Source organism: Tsukamurella ocularis (genome assembly GCF_965138335.1).
Lineage (GTDB): Bacteria > Actinomycetota > Actinomycetes > Mycobacteriales > Mycobacteriaceae > Tsukamurella > Tsukamurella ocularis_A.
The window spans coordinates 13,282-28,221 of sequence record NZ_CBCSDV010000013.1; the positions used below are offsets into that span (position 1 = coordinate 13,282).

The 14,940-nt window shown below is 70.9% G+C and carries 18 protein-coding genes; 6 read left to right on the plus strand and 12 right to left on the minus strand.

Annotation, left to right across the window (positions count from 1 at the left end):
- Nucleotides 1–79: 79 nt before the first annotated feature.
- From ACNAYW_RS13145 to ACNAYW_RS13155, 3 genes are all read left to right on the plus strand, one after another.
- Complete coding sequence (locus ACNAYW_RS13145; protein WP_415850141.1) at nucleotides 80–547, plus strand: MarR family winged helix-turn-helix transcriptional regulator; 468 nt, start codon at nucleotides 80–82, stop codon at nucleotides 545–547.
- Nucleotides 544–966: an organic hydroperoxide resistance protein gene (locus tag ACNAYW_RS13150; RefSeq protein ID WP_415850142.1), complete on the plus strand. Its 423-nt coding sequence runs from the start codon at nucleotides 544–546 to the stop codon at nucleotides 964–966. The genes ACNAYW_RS13145 and ACNAYW_RS13150 overlap by 4 nt, the downstream gene beginning before the upstream one ends.
- Before the next feature lie 68 nt (nucleotides 967–1,034).
- On the plus strand, nucleotides 1,035–2,030 hold the full coding sequence (locus ACNAYW_RS13155) for a zinc-binding dehydrogenase (RefSeq protein WP_415850143.1): 996 nt from the start codon (nucleotides 1,035–1,037) through the stop codon (nucleotides 2,028–2,030).
- A gap of 30 nt (nucleotides 2,031–2,060) precedes the next feature.
- On the opposite strand, the gene ACNAYW_RS13160 is transcribed toward ACNAYW_RS13155, so the two are convergent.
- Genes ACNAYW_RS13160 through recO form a run of 3 tightly spaced genes read right to left on the minus strand, consistent with a single transcriptional unit; the run spans nucleotide 2,061 to nucleotide 4,052 of the window.
- A complete protein-coding gene (locus tag ACNAYW_RS13160) occupies nucleotides 2,061–2,468 on the minus strand; it encodes a hypothetical protein (RefSeq protein ID WP_415850144.1) in 408 nt (135 codons plus the stop codon).
- The gene (locus ACNAYW_RS13165; RefSeq protein ID WP_415850145.1) at nucleotides 2,465–3,241 is read right to left on the minus strand and encodes an isoprenyl transferase; all 777 of its coding nucleotides are present in this window, start codon (nucleotides 3,239–3,241) and stop codon (nucleotides 2,465–2,467) included. Before ACNAYW_RS13165 ends, ACNAYW_RS13160 begins: the two co-directional genes overlap by 4 nt.
- Nucleotides 3,242–3,254: 13 nt before the next feature.
- Complete coding sequence (gene recO, locus ACNAYW_RS13170) at nucleotides 3,255–4,052, minus strand: DNA repair protein RecO (RefSeq protein ID WP_415850146.1); 798 nt, start codon at nucleotides 4,050–4,052, stop codon at nucleotides 3,255–3,257.
- Between the two features lie 136 nt (nucleotides 4,053–4,188).
- Here recO and ACNAYW_RS13175 point away from each other — a divergent pair, with 136 nt between their 5' ends.
- A complete protein-coding gene (locus ACNAYW_RS13175) occupies nucleotides 4,189–5,766 on the plus strand; it encodes a hypothetical protein (protein WP_415850147.1) in 1,578 nt (525 codons plus the stop codon).
- Between the two features lie 61 nt (nucleotides 5,767–5,827).
- Nucleotides 5,828–6,082, plus strand: coding sequence for a hypothetical protein (locus ACNAYW_RS13180; protein WP_415850148.1), 255 nt, complete (start codon nucleotides 5,828–5,830; stop codon nucleotides 6,080–6,082).
- A gap of 236 nt (nucleotides 6,083–6,318) precedes the next feature.
- Here ACNAYW_RS13180 and era read toward each other — a convergent pair whose 3' ends face one another.
- The 9 genes from era to hrcA form a co-directional block, all read right to left on the minus strand.
- Complete coding sequence (gene era, locus ACNAYW_RS13185; RefSeq protein ID WP_415850149.1) at nucleotides 6,319–7,275, minus strand: GTPase Era; 957 nt, start codon at nucleotides 7,273–7,275, stop codon at nucleotides 6,319–6,321.
- The gene (locus ACNAYW_RS13190) at nucleotides 7,272–7,595 is read right to left on the minus strand and encodes a cytidine deaminase (protein WP_415850150.1); all 324 of its coding nucleotides are present in this window, start codon (nucleotides 7,593–7,595) and stop codon (nucleotides 7,272–7,274) included. Before ACNAYW_RS13190 ends, era begins: the two co-directional genes overlap by 4 nt.
- The gene (locus ACNAYW_RS13195; protein ID WP_415850151.1) at nucleotides 7,592–8,917 is read right to left on the minus strand and encodes a hemolysin family protein; all 1,326 of its coding nucleotides are present in this window, start codon (nucleotides 8,915–8,917) and stop codon (nucleotides 7,592–7,594) included. The genes ACNAYW_RS13190 and ACNAYW_RS13195 overlap by 4 nt, the downstream gene beginning before the upstream one ends.
- A 3-nt stretch (nucleotides 8,918–8,920) precedes the next feature.
- Nucleotides 8,921–9,460, minus strand: a complete 540-nt coding sequence (ybeY, locus tag ACNAYW_RS13200; RefSeq protein ID WP_415850152.1) for an rRNA maturation RNase YbeY — start codon at nucleotides 9,458–9,460, stop codon at nucleotides 8,921–8,923.
- On the minus strand, nucleotides 9,457–10,515 hold the full coding sequence (locus tag ACNAYW_RS13205) for a PhoH family protein (protein WP_415850153.1): 1,059 nt from the start codon (nucleotides 10,513–10,515) through the stop codon (nucleotides 9,457–9,459). The genes ybeY and ACNAYW_RS13205 overlap by 4 nt, the downstream gene beginning before the upstream one ends.
- 112 nt (nucleotides 10,516–10,627) lie before the next feature.
- Entirely contained in the window at nucleotides 10,628–11,347 is a 720-nt protein-coding gene (locus ACNAYW_RS13210; RefSeq protein ID WP_415850154.1) for an alpha/beta hydrolase family protein, read from the minus strand.
- A 56-nt stretch (nucleotides 11,348–11,403) separates the two neighbouring features.
- Complete coding sequence (locus ACNAYW_RS13215; protein ID WP_415850155.1) at nucleotides 11,404–12,180, minus strand: 16S rRNA (uracil(1498)-N(3))-methyltransferase; 777 nt, start codon at nucleotides 12,178–12,180, stop codon at nucleotides 11,404–11,406.
- Between the two features lie 6 nt (nucleotides 12,181–12,186).
- The gene (dnaJ, locus tag ACNAYW_RS13220; protein WP_415850156.1) at nucleotides 12,187–13,350 is read right to left on the minus strand and encodes a molecular chaperone DnaJ; all 1,164 of its coding nucleotides are present in this window, start codon (nucleotides 13,348–13,350) and stop codon (nucleotides 12,187–12,189) included.
- A 135-nt stretch (nucleotides 13,351–13,485) separates the two neighbouring features.
- Nucleotides 13,486–14,520, minus strand: coding sequence for a heat-inducible transcriptional repressor HrcA (gene hrcA, locus ACNAYW_RS13225; RefSeq protein ID WP_415850157.1), 1,035 nt, complete (start codon nucleotides 14,518–14,520; stop codon nucleotides 13,486–13,488).
- Nucleotides 14,521–14,580: 60 nt separating this feature from the next.
- Here hrcA and ACNAYW_RS13230 point away from each other — a divergent pair, with 60 nt between their 5' ends.
- A complete protein-coding gene (locus ACNAYW_RS13230; RefSeq protein ID WP_415850158.1) occupies nucleotides 14,581–14,934 on the plus strand; it encodes a type II toxin-antitoxin system VapB family antitoxin in 354 nt (117 codons plus the stop codon).
- Nucleotides 14,935–14,940: the final 6 nt, after the last annotated feature.

Sequence of the window (14,940 nt, forward strand, 5' to 3'; positions counted from 1 at the left end):
AGGTAGACAGGTCGCCTAGGTTCGTCCAATGCCCTCTTTTTAGATTGTGCACAATCGAGTTGTGTGCCACTCTTGTGCAGTGGACGTGAATCAGACCTTGGACGAGCAGCTGTGCTTCGCGCTGTACTCGGCCGCGCGGGTGGCGTCCAGCGCCTACCGCGACGAGCTGTCGGCGTTGGGCCTGACGTACACCCAGTACGTCACGCTGCTGGCGCTCTGGGAACGCGACGGTGTCACCGTCTCGGCGTTGGGCGAACGCCTCCGCCTCGACAGTGGCACCCTCTCGCCCCTGATCCGCCGACTCGAGGGGGCGGGACTCCTCGAACGTCGCCGTGACCAGGCCGACGAACGGCTGGTCACGGTCCACGTCACCGACGAGGGACGGGCACTGCGCCCCCGCGTCGATGCGGCCCGCCACCGGGTGTACGAGCGCATCGACATGCCCGCGGAGGACGCGATCCTCCTTCGTGACCTGGCGAACCGCTTCTGCGCGGCGCACACCCGAACCACCGGAAACACCGGAACCACCCCAGGAGGAATGTCATGAGCCCCGTGTACACCGCCGAGGCGATCGCCACCGGAGCCGGCCGCGACGGCCGCACCCGCACCGACGACGGCCGCGTCGACCTGCAGCTGGCGATCCCGAAGGAGATGGGCGGTTCGGGCGACGGCGCGAACCCCGAGCAACTCTTCGCCGCCGGCTACGCCGCCTGCTTCCACTCCGCGCTGCAGATGGTCGCCCGCACGCAGAAGGTCGCGCTCGGCGACTCCAGCGTCGGCGCCCGAGTCGGCATCGGCCCCAACGGTTCCGGAGGGTTCGGGCTCACTGTTGCCCTCGAGGTCGTCATCCCCGACGTCGAACACGACGCGGCGCAGGCGCTCGCGGACGCGGCGCACCAGGTCTGCCCGTACTCGAACGCGGTGCGCGGCAACATCGACGTGACCGTCTCGGTCTCGGACGACTGATCCGACCACCTCACCGCCCCACCACCCCACCCGATCGACCCACACCCCATCGACAAGGAGTCACCCCCATGCGCGCACTGATCCAGGACGAGTTCGGCGATCCCGCAAGCGTCCTGTCCGTCCGTGACGTTCCCCTGCCCGAGCCGCGCCCCGGCCAGGTGCGGATCCGCACCCTGCTCGCGCCCATCCACAACCACGACCTGTGGACGGTGAAGGGCGACTACGGCTACAAGCCCGGCCTCCCCGCGGCCGCGGGCTCCGAGGCCGTCGGCGTCGTCGACGCGCTCGGCGAGGGCGTCGAGGGCTTCACGGTCGGCCAGCGCGTCGCCACCGGGTCGGCATTCGGCACCTGGGCGGAGTACTTCGTCGCGGGAGCCGCCGGCCTCCTGCCGGTCCCCGGCGAGATCTCCGACGAGGCTGCAGCACAGCTGTTCTCGATGCCCTTCAGCGCGATCAGCCTGCTCGACTACCTGAACGTCCAGCCCGGGCAGTGGATCGTGCAGAACACCGCCAACGGCATGGTCGGGCGCCTGCTGGCACAGCTCGCGACCGCCCGGGGCATCAACGTCACGGGCCTGGTCCGACGGTCCGCCGCGATCGACGAGCTCGCGACCTTCGGCGTGACGAACGTGATCGCCACCGACACGGAGGACTGGCGCAGCCGCGCCAAGGAGCTCGCCGGCGAGGCCGGTTACGCGGCGGCCGTGGACTCGATCGGCGGCGCGGCCAGCACCCAGCTCGCCCTCCTCCTGGGGCAGCGGGGAACCCTCGTCTCGTTCGGTGCGATGAGCGCGACCGACCCGGGCCAGGGCGCGATGCTCGAGATCCCGGTCAACATCGCGATCTTCAAGGAGATCGTGGTCAAGGGCTTCTGGGGCCGCACGGTGAGCCAGGAGATGGCGCCGGAGAAGCGCGCGGAGCTGATGGGCGAGGTCGTGCGCGGCGTCGCCGCCGGTACTCTCGCGCTGCCCGTCGACGGCGTGTACCCGCTCGACGAGATCTCCTCCGCCGCAGCGGCGAGCGGTCGGCCCGGCCGCGTCGGCAAGGTGCTCCTGCGCCCCTGAGCGCGCACCGGTAGGGATCGGCGCGCGCCGTCAGCCGACGAGGCGGCGGCGCGCGTCCACGCCCTGCGCCAGCACGAACAACACGAACTCCCGCAGCGCATCGCCCGCGAGCGTGCCCGCCGGGAAGCTGTAGTGCAGCACGAGATCCGCGGAGACCTCGCGTTCCATGAGCCGGAGCGAGCCGAACTGCACGCCCTCCGCCACGGCCCGCACATCGATGCGGAGCTCGTCGGTCAGCGCCAAGTCCCAGGCCACGACCTGGGTCAGCGAGTACACGTCCACGTCGCGCGCGAGCTCGAAGACCTGCACCGACGCCGGGGTCTCACCGAAATCGACCAGCACGGCCTGGTTCTCGTCGCGCCGCAGCACCACCCCGTCGGCCAGCGCGGATTCGAGCCGCGAGCGCAGCGCGTCGAGCCGGGGGTCCTGCGCGGTCACTGGGCGCCGCCGAACCTGCGGTCCCGCTTGGCGTACTCGAGGCAGGCGTCCCAGAGGTTCCGCCGGTCGAAGTCGGGGAACAGGGTGTCCTGGTAGACGTACTCGGCGTAGGCGCTCTCCCACAGGAGGAAGTTCGAACTCCGCTTCTCGCCGGACGGGCGCAGGAACAGGTCGACGTCGGGCATGTCCGGCTGGTACAGGTACTGCTGGAAGGACTGCTCGGTGATGCGGTCCGGGTTGATCTCCCCCGCCGCGGCGCGGCGCGCGATCTCCCGTGCGGCATCGACGATCTCGGCTCGGCCGCCGTAGTTGACGCACATGGTGAGCGTCATGACGGTGTTGTCCTTGGTGAGCTCCTCCGCGACCTCGAGCTCCTTGATCACGCTGGCCCACAGCCGCGGACGACGGCCCGCCCACTTCACCCGGACGCCCATCTCGTGCATCTCGTCACGACGCCGGCGGATGACGTCGCGGTTGAAGCCCATGAGGAAGCGCACCTCCTCCGGGCTGCGCGACCAGTTCTCCGTCGAGAAGGCGTACGCCGAGAGCTGCTTGACCCCGATCTCGATGCAGCCGCAGACCGTGTCCATCAGCACGGCCTCGCCGCGCTTGTGCCCCTCCGTGCGCGCCATGCCGCGCTCCTTGGCCCAGCGGCCGTTGCCGTCCATGACGAGGGCGACGTGGTTCGGCACCAGTTCCGCGGGGATCTCCGGGGGCGTCGCGCCGGAGGGATGCGGATCCGGGGGCCGGACGGTGACCGGCGCCTGCGGCATCGTCGTCTTGGACCTACCCCGCCGCAGTCCCGGCACCGTCGACCTCCCTCTCACCGGCCGCGAGGGCCGGGCTGTGCGGCGCGTGCCGCTCGATCATGGGCAGCGAGCGCAGCTGCCGCCCCACGTGCCACTGTAGGTGCGCCGCGGCGAGCCCGTTCGCCTGCCTGCGCACCCGCTCGCCGGTGGTCTCGGCGGCGTCGAAATCGGCTCGGGCGAGGGCCGCCATCAGGTCCAGCACGCCCTGCCCCGGCACCGCCGAACCCGACGGGCGGCAGTGCACGCAGACCGCGCCGCCCGCGGCCACGTGGAAGGCGCGATGCGGGCCCTCGTCGCCGCAGCGGGCGCAGATCGTCAGGGCGGGCGCCCAGCCCGCGGACTCCATGGCGCGCAGCAGGAAGGAGATCAGCACCAGGTCGCGGTCGCGCACACCGGCCGCGACGGCCCGCAGTGCGCCGACAGTGAGCCGGTGCAGCTCCATCGCCGGAGCCCGCTCCTCGCCCGCGAGCCGCTCCGCGGTCTCGATCACGGCGCAGGCCGTGGTGTAGCGGCCGTAGTCACCCGCGAGATCGCCCGAATAGGCGGCGATCGAATGCACCTGCGTCACCATGTCCAGGTTGCGGCCGGGGTGCAGCTGCAGGTCCACGTGGGCGAACAGCTCCAGCCGGGCGCCGAACCGCGACCGCGGCCGACGTACCCCCTTGGCGACGGCGCGGACCAGGCCGTTCTCCCGGGTCAGCAGCGTGAGGATGTAGTCGGCCTCCCCCAGCTTGTGCTGCCGCAGCACCACAGCGCTGTCCCGGTACGACCTCATACCCGCCATCATCCCACCCCGCGCCGACGGATACCTCCGCGCCGCGCCGCCGGCTTCTGGCACACTCGTGTCCTGACGTCACGAGGAGATCTGCCATGACGGATTCATCAGGAAAGGTCGCCACGCCGGAGCAGGCGTGAACACCCCGCACGAGAAGCCCCGCGGTGCGGCTGTGCCGTTGCGGGTGAGCATCGGCAGCTGGATGCTGGGCGACGGATCCCCGCTCCCTCCCGTCGTCGGCGAGATCGGCGAGTACAAGATCGCCTTCCGTGAGGAGGCCGTCGTCGATCCCAGCCGCGCGGCGGTCACCGAGCTCGTCGGCGAGGCCGTCCCCGACGGTGCGCCGTCCGTCACGGGACGCGGCGACGACCAACGGACGCGATGGCCGACGCGCCTGCGCGGGATCGGCTGGGAGGTGGACTGGGGCGCGTCGCGCCCCGTCACCGGGTCGGTCCGCGTGCGCGGCATGGTCTGTGCCGACTACGCCTACCACCGCAACCGGGTCCGGGTACGGGGCCGAATCCTCCGCGTGCAGATCGAATCCGTCCTCATGCGCATCGACGAGGACCGCGACCGGTACGCCGTCGTGCCCGGGACGTACCGCTATCGCGACGTGGAGGCCTGCCCGCAGTGGTTCGGCGGACCGACGGAGGCTACCGCCGAGGACGGCGGCGTACGGCAGGAGTGGGCGGCCATCGTCGATCTCGATCTCGCGGACGCGCCCCTCCCCGAGCCGCGGGCCCGCATCTGCCCGAGCGCTGTCGCCGTCGACGGTGACGTCGCGTGGACGATCGATCGGGAGCTGCCGATCGTCGTACGGCACGACCTCGTCGGTGGCGGGTGCGAGGAGTACGTGTTGCCCGGCTCAGTCACCGGCAGGGACGACTATGAGATCCCGTCCGTGTGGGCCGCCGCGGGCGCGTGCTGGGCGTTCCGGTCGGACGGGGTGTTCCGCATCGCCGACGGGGCCGTCACTCACGTATCGACCTCGCCGGTCGACTCCGTCGTCGACGGCGGTGACACCGCGCTGATCGCCCTGCGCGAGGATCGGAACATCGTGCGGCTGTACCGGATCGACGCCGGCGACGCCGAAGTGGGCCGGCCGATCTACACGGGCGACGGCCCGGAGTGGGGCGTCGCCACCGAGTCCGGCTTCCTCCTGCTGACGTGCAACGGCGCGATGGAACCCGAGGACCGCACCCACCGGCTCGTGCGCATCGACGAGTCGGGCGCGGTCACCGTCGGCCCTGTACTCCACGAGGTCGGCCCCAACCCCGACGGCTTCGGCGGCCGCCCACCGCGCGTCCTCACCGGTGGCCTTGACGGGCGTCCCCGTGCCCTCGACGTCCGCGCGGACCTCACGGTGACGGGCAGCGCTCACGTTCCATCACATGGGTGGAGCCTGCGGACCGTCGTCGGCGACCTGTTCCTCGTCCGCCACCCGGCCGACGGCAGCGGCCACGACGGCCGGTGGCCGCTCGACGGTCCGTGCCCGTACCGGAGCGAGGCACAGTTCTGGCTGCTCGTCCGCCTCGACGCGGACACCTACGAGCCGATCGCAGTCGCCCCGATCCACACCACGCAGGTCTCCGTAGCCAGGCACGGCGACGAGTTCCTGGTCGCGACCGGCTCGGGACTGTACCGGTGGCACGGCACGGGCTACTCGGAACTCGAGGAGATCCCGCTCGCCGCACTCCTCGACCAGCACTCCTGAAACCTGTCGGCGCTCCGGTGCACGATGTCAGCAGCGTCGGATTTCTTCGGGGGGAGAGACAATGACACCTGGATGGGCCACGATCATCGTCGGTGCGGCAGCCGCGATCATCGCCATCGTGACGATCGGCCAGAAACGGCTGGCCGACAATCGAAAAGAGTGGTGGACGCGGTTCCAGTGGGCGATGTCGGCGACCTACAGCTCGGATCCGAACGAGACACTGGATGGCTGGGTGGTCATCGCAGACCTGCTCCAATCCCGTCTGGCCACCCAAACTCGCACTCTACGTTGCCCAGCGATCGACCCTGATGGATGATGGAGATCAGCCGTCGACAGGAGGCGAGCGATGAGAACCATGTCGGACAGCGACCTTGCCATGCTCCGGCGCCGCGCAGCCGCCCGAACGGCCGTAGTGGGGTACCGAGTGCTGGGTGACCCGGTCCCCGAGCGCCTCGAAGCTTTCGCCAACGGCCTCACCGACGATCCCGGCGAGCTGGATCTGGAGTTCCCAGTGCGGGACCGTCGGCCTTGGTGGCGGCGCCTTCTGGGTGCCTAGAAGCCCAAGCGCCCCAACTGCTTCGGGTCGCGCTGCCAATCCTTGGCGACCTTGACGTGCAGGGAGAGATAGACCTTGCGGCCCAGGAGCTTCTCGATCTCGCCGCGTGCGGCGGTGCCCACCGACTTGAGCCGGGAACCGCCCTTGCCGATGATGATCGCCTTCTGCGACGGACGCTCCACGTAGACCAGAGCGTGCACCTCCAGCATCGCCGGCTTGCCCGACTTCTCCTGGGCCTCCGTCTTCTCCCGCTCGAGCACCTCCTCGATCACCACGGCCAGCGAGTGCGGGAGCTCGTCACGGACGCCCTCGAGTGCGGCCTCGCGGATCAGCTCCGCCATCATGGTGTCGTCGTCGGTGTCGGTGATCTCGCCGTCCGGGTAGAACGCAGGCCCGGGCTTCATCTTCGAGGCGATCAGCTGCACCAGTTCCTCGACCTGCTCGCCCGCGGTGGCCGACACCGGGATCACGTCGCAGCCGTCGCCCAGGAACGCCGATACCGCCAGCAGCTGCTCGGCGATCTTGTCCCGGCCCACCTTGTCGATCTTGGTGACCACGCCCATGAGCTGCGTGCGCGGCGCCATGTGCCGCACCTGATCGAGGATGTACGTGTCGCCGGGGCCGATCTTCTCGTCCGCCGGAATGGTCAGGCAGATCAGGTCGACCTCGGAGTAGGTGTCGCGTACCAGGTCGTTCAGGCGCTGGCCCAGCAGAGTGCGCGGCCGATGCAGGCCGGGGGTGTCCACGAGCACCAGCTGGCAGTCGGGTCGGTTGACGATGCCGCGGATCGTCGAGCGCGTGGTCTGCGGCCGCGAGCTGGTGATCGCGACCTTCGTCCCGACCAGCGCGTTCGTCAGTGTGGACTTGCCCGTGTTGGGCCGTCCGACGAAGCACACGAAACCGGACCGGAAGTCCTCCCCCTCGTCGCCGTGCGGCTGGATCTCTTCGGTCACGTCAGGGCCTCTCCACGGGCGTCGAACAACAGGATCGGTGCCGCAGGCGACACCTCGTGCAGGGCCGCCACGCCGGCATCGGCACCGTCGGCCCCGCCCACCAGGACCGCGGCCTCGAAGCCCTCGGCCCCCGAGCTCAGGGCCGTCGCGACGGCCACCTGCAGCCCCGTCAGCGCCAGGGCGGCGAGGGCGACCGGCGCCCCCGCGTAGGTGCGACCGTCCAGGTCCCGGACCGCCGCGCCGTGCCCGGCACCCGCCCGGCCCATCGCCCCGCGCGCGAGGGTCACCAGCTTGCGGTCCTCGTCGGACGGCTCGGTCATGCGGACTCCTTCTCGTCGTTCGCGGTCACGGCCTCGTCGTCCGACGGTGCCGCCGCCTCGATCTCGGCGCTGCGCACCAGGACGGTCGAGATCCGCACCCGGCCCCGGCGGTCGGTGGCGCCCTCGGCCTCCAGCAGCAGGCCGTGCGCCCGCGCCGCCGAACCGGGCAGGGGCACGCGGCCCAGTGCCAGGCCGAGGAGGCCGCCGACGGTGTCGACCTCGTCCTCCTCGATCTCGGTGTCGAAGAGCTCGCCCAGCGTCTCCAGGTCCAGCCGGGCGGACACGCGGAAGACCCCGTCGCCGAGCTCCTCCACCGGCGCGACCTCACCGGAGTCGTACTCGTCGGTGATCTCGCCGACGATCTCCTCCAGGACGTCCTCGATCGTCACCAGGCCGGCGATGGAACCGTACTCGTTGACCAGGACCGCCATGTGGTTGTTGGTGTGCTGCATCTCGCGCAGCACCGCGTCGACGGGCTTGGAGTCGGGCACGAAGACCGCGGGGCGCGCCATCCGGCCCACCTCGATGGCGTGCCGATCGGCACCGTCGGGCAGGGCGACGAGGTCCTTGAGGTAGACGACGCCCCGCACGTCGTCGACGTTCTCCCCGATGACGGGGATGCGGGAATGGCCCGACCGGACTGCGAGCCGGGTGGCCTGTGAGACGGACTTGTCGGCCTCGATCCACACGATCTCGGGCCGCGGCACCATGACCTCACGCGCGGCGGTGTCGCCGAGCTCGAACACGGACTGGATCATCTTGCCCTCGTCCTCGTCCACCACGCCGCGCTGCTGCGCCAGGTCGACGAGCTCACGCAGCTCGACCTCCGTGGCGAACGGGCCGTTGCGGTAGCCGCGGCCGGGGGTGATGGCGTTACCGAGCAGGATGAGCAAGCGGGTGATCGGGCCCATGAGGATCGCGATGGCCTGCAGGATCACGGCGGTCGCACAGCCGAGCGTGTAGGCGTGCTGGCGGCCGAGGGTGCGGGGCCCGACGCCGATGAGGACGTAGCTGACCACCGTCATCACGGCGGCGGTCACGACCGCCGTCCCGACCGTGGAGAGGTAGCGGTCGAGCACGAGGAAGACCAGCACCGTGGCCAGGACCTCGCACGCGGTGCGCAGCAGCACCACGAGGTTGACGTAGAGGGGCCGGTTGACCAGGACGCGCTGCAGGCGCTTCGCGCCCGGGCGGCCGTCCTCGACGAGGTCCTCGACACGCGCCGGGGACACGGTGAGCAGAGCGGAATCGACGGCCGCGAACAGTCCGCCCAGCAGGACCAGGGCGACGACGCCGACGATCAGGAGGATCGACGAGGACACGGCTCAGTCCCGCCGCCCCAGGAAACCGGTGCGGCCCAACAGCTTCTCATCGCGCGCCGACTGGCGGGCGCGGCGCTCCTTGTCGCGCTGCTGCGCGTAGTACTCGGAGAGGATGCTGTCCTGGAGCGCGAACATCTCGCGCTCCTCGTCGGGTTCGGCGTGGTCGAAGCCCAGCAGGTGGAGCACGCCGTGCACGGTGAGCACGTTCAGCTCGTGGCCGGTGGAGTGGCCGGCGGCCGCCGCCTGCTCCGCGGCGAACTGCGGGCACAGCACGATGTCGCCGAGCGTCGCGGGCCCCGCGTCGACCATGTCCGGGCGGCCGCCCGGGGTCAGCTCGTCCATCGGGAAGCTCATCACGTCGGTGGGGCCGGGCAGGTCCATCCACTTCACGTGCAGGTCGGCCATCGTGTCGAGGTCGACGGCGAGCATGTTCAGTTCGGCGCCCGGGTGCACGTCCATCGCGGCGATGGCGAAACCGGCGACGGCCACCACCTCCGCCTCGTCGACGTCGAAGCCGGACTCGTTGGCGAATTCGATGCTCATCGGCGCCCCGGGATCCGTCGCGCGCCCAGCTGCGGGCGCTTGGTGGCTTCGAGCTGTTCCTCGAACTGGGAGTACGCGTCCACGATCTCCGCGACCAGCCTGTGCCGCACGACGTCGGCGCTGGACAACTCGGCGATGTGGATGTCGTCGATGCCGCGCAGGATGCCGACCGCGGCGCGCAGGCCGCTGGTGGCGCCGCCCGGGAGGTCGACCTGCGTCGCGTCACCGGTGACCACGATCTTCGAGCCGAAGCCGAGGCGGGTGAGGAACATCTTCATCTGCTCGGCCGTGGTGTTCTGCGCCTCGTCGAGGATGATGAAGGCGTCGTTGAGCGTGCGGCCGCGCATGTACGCCAGCGGCGCGACCTCGATGACGCCCGCGGCCATGAGCTTCGGGATCGCCTCGGGGTCCATCATGTCGTGCAGCGCGTCGTAGAGCGGGCGCAGGTACGGGTCGATCTTCTCGTTGAGGGTGCCCGGCAGGAAGCCGAGCCGCTCCCCCGCCTCCACGGCGGGACGGGTGAGGATGATGCGGCTGACCTGCTTGGACTGCAGGGCCTGGACTGCCTTGGCCATCGCGAGGTACGTCTTGCCGGTGCCCGCCGGTCCGACGCCGAAGACGATCGTGTGCTCGTCGATCGCGTCGACGTACTTCTTCTGGTTGACCGTCTTGGGGCGCACCGTCTTGCCGCGGCGCGAGATGATGTCGAGGGTGAGCACCTCGGCCGGCGACTCGCCGGATCCGTCGGTCATCATGCCGACCGATCGGCGCACCTCCTCGGGGCTCACCGCGACGCCGCTGCGCACCGCGGCGAGCAGCTCGGCCAGGACGCGCTCGGCCAGCGCGACGTCGGCGGGGCGGCCGGACAGGGTGATCACGTTGCCGCGCGCGTGCACGTCCGCGTCCAGCACGCTCTCGAGCGCACGGAGGTTCGCGTCCGCGGGGCCGAGCAGACCGAACGTCAGCTCGATGGGGATCTCGACGGTGGACCGCGCCGGCGTCACTGCCTGAGCGGGGGTGTCGGAACTGGTGGGGTCTGGCACGCGGTGCGTCAATCCTTAACTCGGCGGTCCCCGCGCCTGACGGTGCGGATACCCCCAGTTTAGTACCGCTCACCCCCGGATGGCCCGTGGGTTTCGCCCGGGGCGGATCCGGCCCCGGACGGGGTCATCGTACGGAGAGCTCCTCGATCGCCGCGACGGTCGCGGCGTGCCCCTTCGAGCCGGGTTCGAGGAAGTCGTCGTGGCCCTCGCCCTCGATCATCGTGAGCGTCGCGTCCATGCCGTTCTCCTGCGCCTGCGCGAGGAACCACTCGGAGAGCTGGTAGGGCACCTGCTCGTCGAGCCGGCCGTGCAGGGCGCGCACCCGCGTCGTGAAGGGCATCGCCGCCACGGGGCTGGCCTGGGCGAAGGTCCGCTTGATGAGACGCTGGTTGGCGTTGGGCGCGAGGTCGAAGAGCAGGCGCATCGACTGATCGCCGTCGCCGCGCTCGATGAGGTCGAGGACGCCGCCGCGGGAGATCACGCCCAGGAGATCGGGGCGCTGTGCGGCGGCCCAGACTGCCAGGGTGGCCCCGGCGCTGTGGGCCGCGACGATGTGCCCGGCGCCCTTGGCAAGCTTGGCCGTGCCGTGGTCGATGGCCGCGAGCACGTCGTCGCCGAGGATCGGCCACACCACGCCCGGCTCGCCGACGCGGCGGTACTCGATGTTCCACACCGGGTAGCCGCGGTCGTTGAGGTCCTTGGCGACCTTCGACTCCATCGTCATCGAGTACAGGTTCCGCCAGTAGCCGCCGTGCACGAGCGTGATCAGCGGCTTATCGGCGTCGCCGGGGTAGAAGTGCCCGTGCTGCGATTCCTCGCTGCCGTAGAAGATGCGACGCGCCATCGTGTCCGAGCACTCCTTCGTCCCAGCCGCCGGCCGGCACCGCGCCGGCCGGTCGATCAGTCCGGCGGCGTGCCGGACCATCTGTCGGTCATCACTCCCAGAGCACCCAGGGCGACGGCCGCCGCGGTGGAGGTCCGCAGCACCGTCGGGCCGAGGAGCGCGGGCTGCGCACCCATCCCGACCAGGGCATCCAGTTCCTCGGGGCTGATTCCGCCCTCCGGCCCCACCACGATAACGACGGTTTCGGTTACTGAGAAGTCAACCTCGCCGAGAGGCACCGCCGAACCCTCATGCAAGACAACTACATTCGCATCCATACTGGTGAGTAACGGAACGAGTTCCCGCGTCGTCACCAGGTCGTGGATCTCCGGAACATACGCTCGCCGTGCCTGTTTCGCGGCGGAGCGGGCCACCGCACGCCACCGCGCGACGCCCTTCTCGGCCTTGCCGGAGCCCTTACCGCCGGACCCGCCCCCGTCCCACCGGGAGACGCATCGGGAGGCCTGCCACGGCACGATCGCGTCGATCCCGGCCTCGGTGGCGAGTTCGACCGCCAGCTCGGACCGATCGGATTTGGGCAGCGCCTGCACCAGCACCACGCGCGGCGACGCGGGCGGCACCGTCCAGGTCTCGGCGCAGCGCACCGTCACGTCGGCCTTGCCGACGGCGGTCGCGGTGCACCGGGCGAAGCCGCCGGCACCGTCGGAGAGGACGAGCTCCTCGCCCGGACGGACCCGCCGCACCGCCGCGGCGTGCCGGCCCTCGTCGCCGGCGAGGAGGTACTCCTCCCCCGGCGCGGGCAGCGCCTCCGCGAGGAAGACGGTGGCCGCCACCTGCGGCTACCGTCCGGCGAAGGTGTCGCGCAGGCGGGAGAAGATGCCGCCGCCCTGGTCCTGGCCGCCGCGGCGGGCGGCGTGCGGGCCCTCGCCCGGGAACAGCGCCTTGAGCTCGCGCAGCTTCTCCGTCTGCTTCTTGTCGAGCCGCGACGGGACGGCGACGTCGAAGTGCACGACGAGGTTGCCGCGCACCTGCGAGTTGACCTGCGGCATGCCGTGACCGCGCAGCACCGTGGTGTCGCCGGTCTGCGTGCCCGGGGGCACGTCCACCGTGAGTTCGCCGTCGATGACGGTGGGCACGGTGACCTCTGCGCCCAGCGCCGCGTCGAACATCGGGACCCGGGCGGTGACGTGCAGCGTGCTGCCGTCGCGGGTGAGGAACTCGTGCTCGCTCTCGGTGACCTCGACGTAGAGGTCGCCGGCGGGGCCGCCGCCGGGGCCGACCTCGCCCTGCCCGGCCAGCCGCACGCGCATTCCGTCGCCGACGCCGGCGGGGATCTTCACGGTGAGATTGCGGCGGGTCCGCACGCGGCCGTCGCCGCTGCACTTGCTGCAGGGGTTCTCGATGACCTCGCCGACCCCCGAGCAGGTGGGGCACGGGCGCGACGTCATGACCTGGCCCAGGAAGGAGCGCTGCACCGACTGGACCTCGCCCGCTCCGTGGCAGGTGGGGCACGTCGCCGGCTTGCTGTCGCCCTCGGTGCCGGCGCCCTGGCACTTGTCGCAGAGGATCGCGGTGTCGACGGTCAGCTCGCGGCTCACGCCGTTCGCGCACTCGTCGAGGTCCAGCTCCATGCGGATCAGCGCGTCGTTGCCCTCACGGACCCGGCCGCGCGGGCCGCGCCCGCCGCCCATGCCGCCGCCGAAGAAGGCCTCGAAGACGTCGCCGAGGCCGCCGCCACCGAAGCCGCTGAAGCCGCCCCCGCCGAAGCCGCCGCCGCCCGGCGAGCTGTCGAGCGGATCGCCGCCCATGTCCACGACGCGGCGCTTCTCGGGATCGCTGAGCACCTCGTAGGCGTCGGAGACGTCGCGGAACTTCTCCTGCGCCGCCTCGTCGGGGTTCACATCGGGGTGCAGCTCGCGGGCCAGCTTGCGGTACGCGCGCTTGATCTCCTGGTCGGAGGCCTTCGAATCGACCCCGAGGATGCGGTAGTAATCACGTGCCACTGCGGCGAATCCCTCTAACGTATGGACGACATTCAACGGACCTGCTCGGACCGCGCTCAACCCATGATTCCACCACCGGGGCGATTCGGACCATTCGCGCAGGTCACCCCGCCGTGAATCATGCGCTGACGGGCATCAGCGCTCCCCGAGCACCTCGCCGACGTACCGTGCGACGGCCGCGACGGAGGCGATGGTGCCCGGGTAGTCCATGCGCGTGGGCCCCAGCACGCCGACGCCGCCGAAGACCGCGCCGGGCGCGCCGTACCCGGTGGAGATCACCGACGCGCCGCGCAGGTTCTCGTCCTGCGTCTCCGAGCCGATCGCGACCGACACCGTGCCGGGCTGCTGCCGCGCCGTGAGCAGCTTGAGCACCACCACCTGTTCCTCCAGCGTCTCCAGCACGCTGCGCAGGGAGCCGGAGACGGCGTCGAAGTCGGCCGCATTGCGCGTGAGGTTCGCGGTGCCGCCCAGCACCAGCCGGTCGTCGGCGCGCTCGACCAGGGTCTCGACCAGCACCGTCGAGATCCGGATCACCGCGTCGCGCAGGTCCCGGGGCGCGAGCGGCGCCAGGTCGGCGACGCCCATCGAGGCGTCGGGGATCAACTTGCCGTGCACCGCGGCGCCGAACAGCTCGCGCAGGCGCGAGAGGTCCTCGTCCGACGCGGGTCCGCCGAGCTCCACGAGCCGTTGCTCGACGCGCCCCGAATCGAGGATCACCACGAGCAGCAGCCGGGTCGGTGCCAGCGCGACCACCTCGAGGTGCCGCACCCGCGCGGAGCTGAGCACCGGGTACTGGATGACCGCGACCTGCCGCGTCAGCTGGGCGAGCAGCCGCACCGAGCGCTGCAGCACGTCGTCGAGGTCGACGCCGGTCTCCAGGAACTGGAGGATCGCGCGGCGCTCGGCGGACGAGAGCGGTTTGATCTGCGCGATGCGATCGACGAACTGCCGGTAGCCCTTCTCCGTGGGGATGCGCCCGGAGCTGGTGTGCTGCTGCGTGATGTAGCCCTCGGCCTCGAGCACCGCCATGTCGTTGCGGACCGTCGCGCTGGAGACGCCGAGCTGATGCCGGTCCACCAGGGCCTTCGAGCCGACGGGTTCCTGTGTCTCGACGTAGTCGGCCACGATCGCCCGGAGCACCTCGAAGCGCCGGTCCTCCGTCGTCGACATCGCACCGTCCTTTCTCCTGTGGACTTCGAATGTCCAGCTTACGCGGGCTAGAGTCGAGCCGTGATCTTCAAGGGCGTACTCGACGGGAAGCCGTACCCGGATCACGGCCTCACCGCCCGCGACTGGTCGCAGATCCCACCCCAGCAGGTGCGGCTCAACGCGATCATCACCACCACGACGGTGCTGGCCCTGGACCGCCTGCTCTCCGAGGACTCCACCTTCTACGGCGATCTGTTCCCCCATGCGGTGCAGTGGAACGGCGACCTCTACCTCGAGGACGGCCTCCACCGCGCCGTGCGGTCGGCCCTGCGCGGCCGCGAGGTCCTGCACTGCCGCGTGCACGTGCTCCCGCCCGGCACCCCGCCGCGTCCGGCATCCTCGGGGAGGCACGGCAAGCACGCCCGCCAGGACTGAGAGGAC

Coding starts and splice junctions, on each gene's coding strand:
- ybeY (WP_415850152.1), bottom strand. CDS start 9,460: ATGAGCATCGAATTCGCCAACGAGTCCGGCTTCGACGTCGACGAGGCG.
- ACNAYW_RS13210 (WP_415850154.1), bottom strand. CDS start 11,347: ATGGCGCGTCGCATCTTCTACGGCAGCGAGGAATCGCAGCACGGGCAC.
- ACNAYW_RS13165 (WP_415850145.1), bottom strand. CDS start 3,241: ATGCCGCAGGCGCCGGTCACCGTCCGGCCCCCGGATCCGCATCCCTCC.
- recO (WP_415850146.1), bottom strand. CDS start 4,052: ATGAGGTCGTACCGGGACAGCGCTGTGGTGCTGCGGCAGCACAAGCTG.
- ACNAYW_RS13150 (WP_415850142.1), top strand. CDS start 544: ATGAGCCCCGTGTACACCGCCGAGGCGATCGCCACCGGAGCCGGCCGC.
- ACNAYW_RS13155 (WP_415850143.1), top strand. CDS start 1,035: ATGCGCGCACTGATCCAGGACGAGTTCGGCGATCCCGCAAGCGTCCTG.
- hrcA (WP_415850157.1), bottom strand. CDS start 14,520: ATGTCGACGACGGAGGACCGGCGCTTCGAGGTGCTCCGGGCGATCGTG.
- ACNAYW_RS13180 (WP_415850148.1), top strand. CDS start 5,828: ATGACACCTGGATGGGCCACGATCATCGTCGGTGCGGCAGCCGCGATC.
- ACNAYW_RS13190 (WP_415850150.1), bottom strand. CDS start 7,595: ATGACCGAGCCGTCCGACGAGGACCGCAAGCTGGTGACCCTCGCGCGC.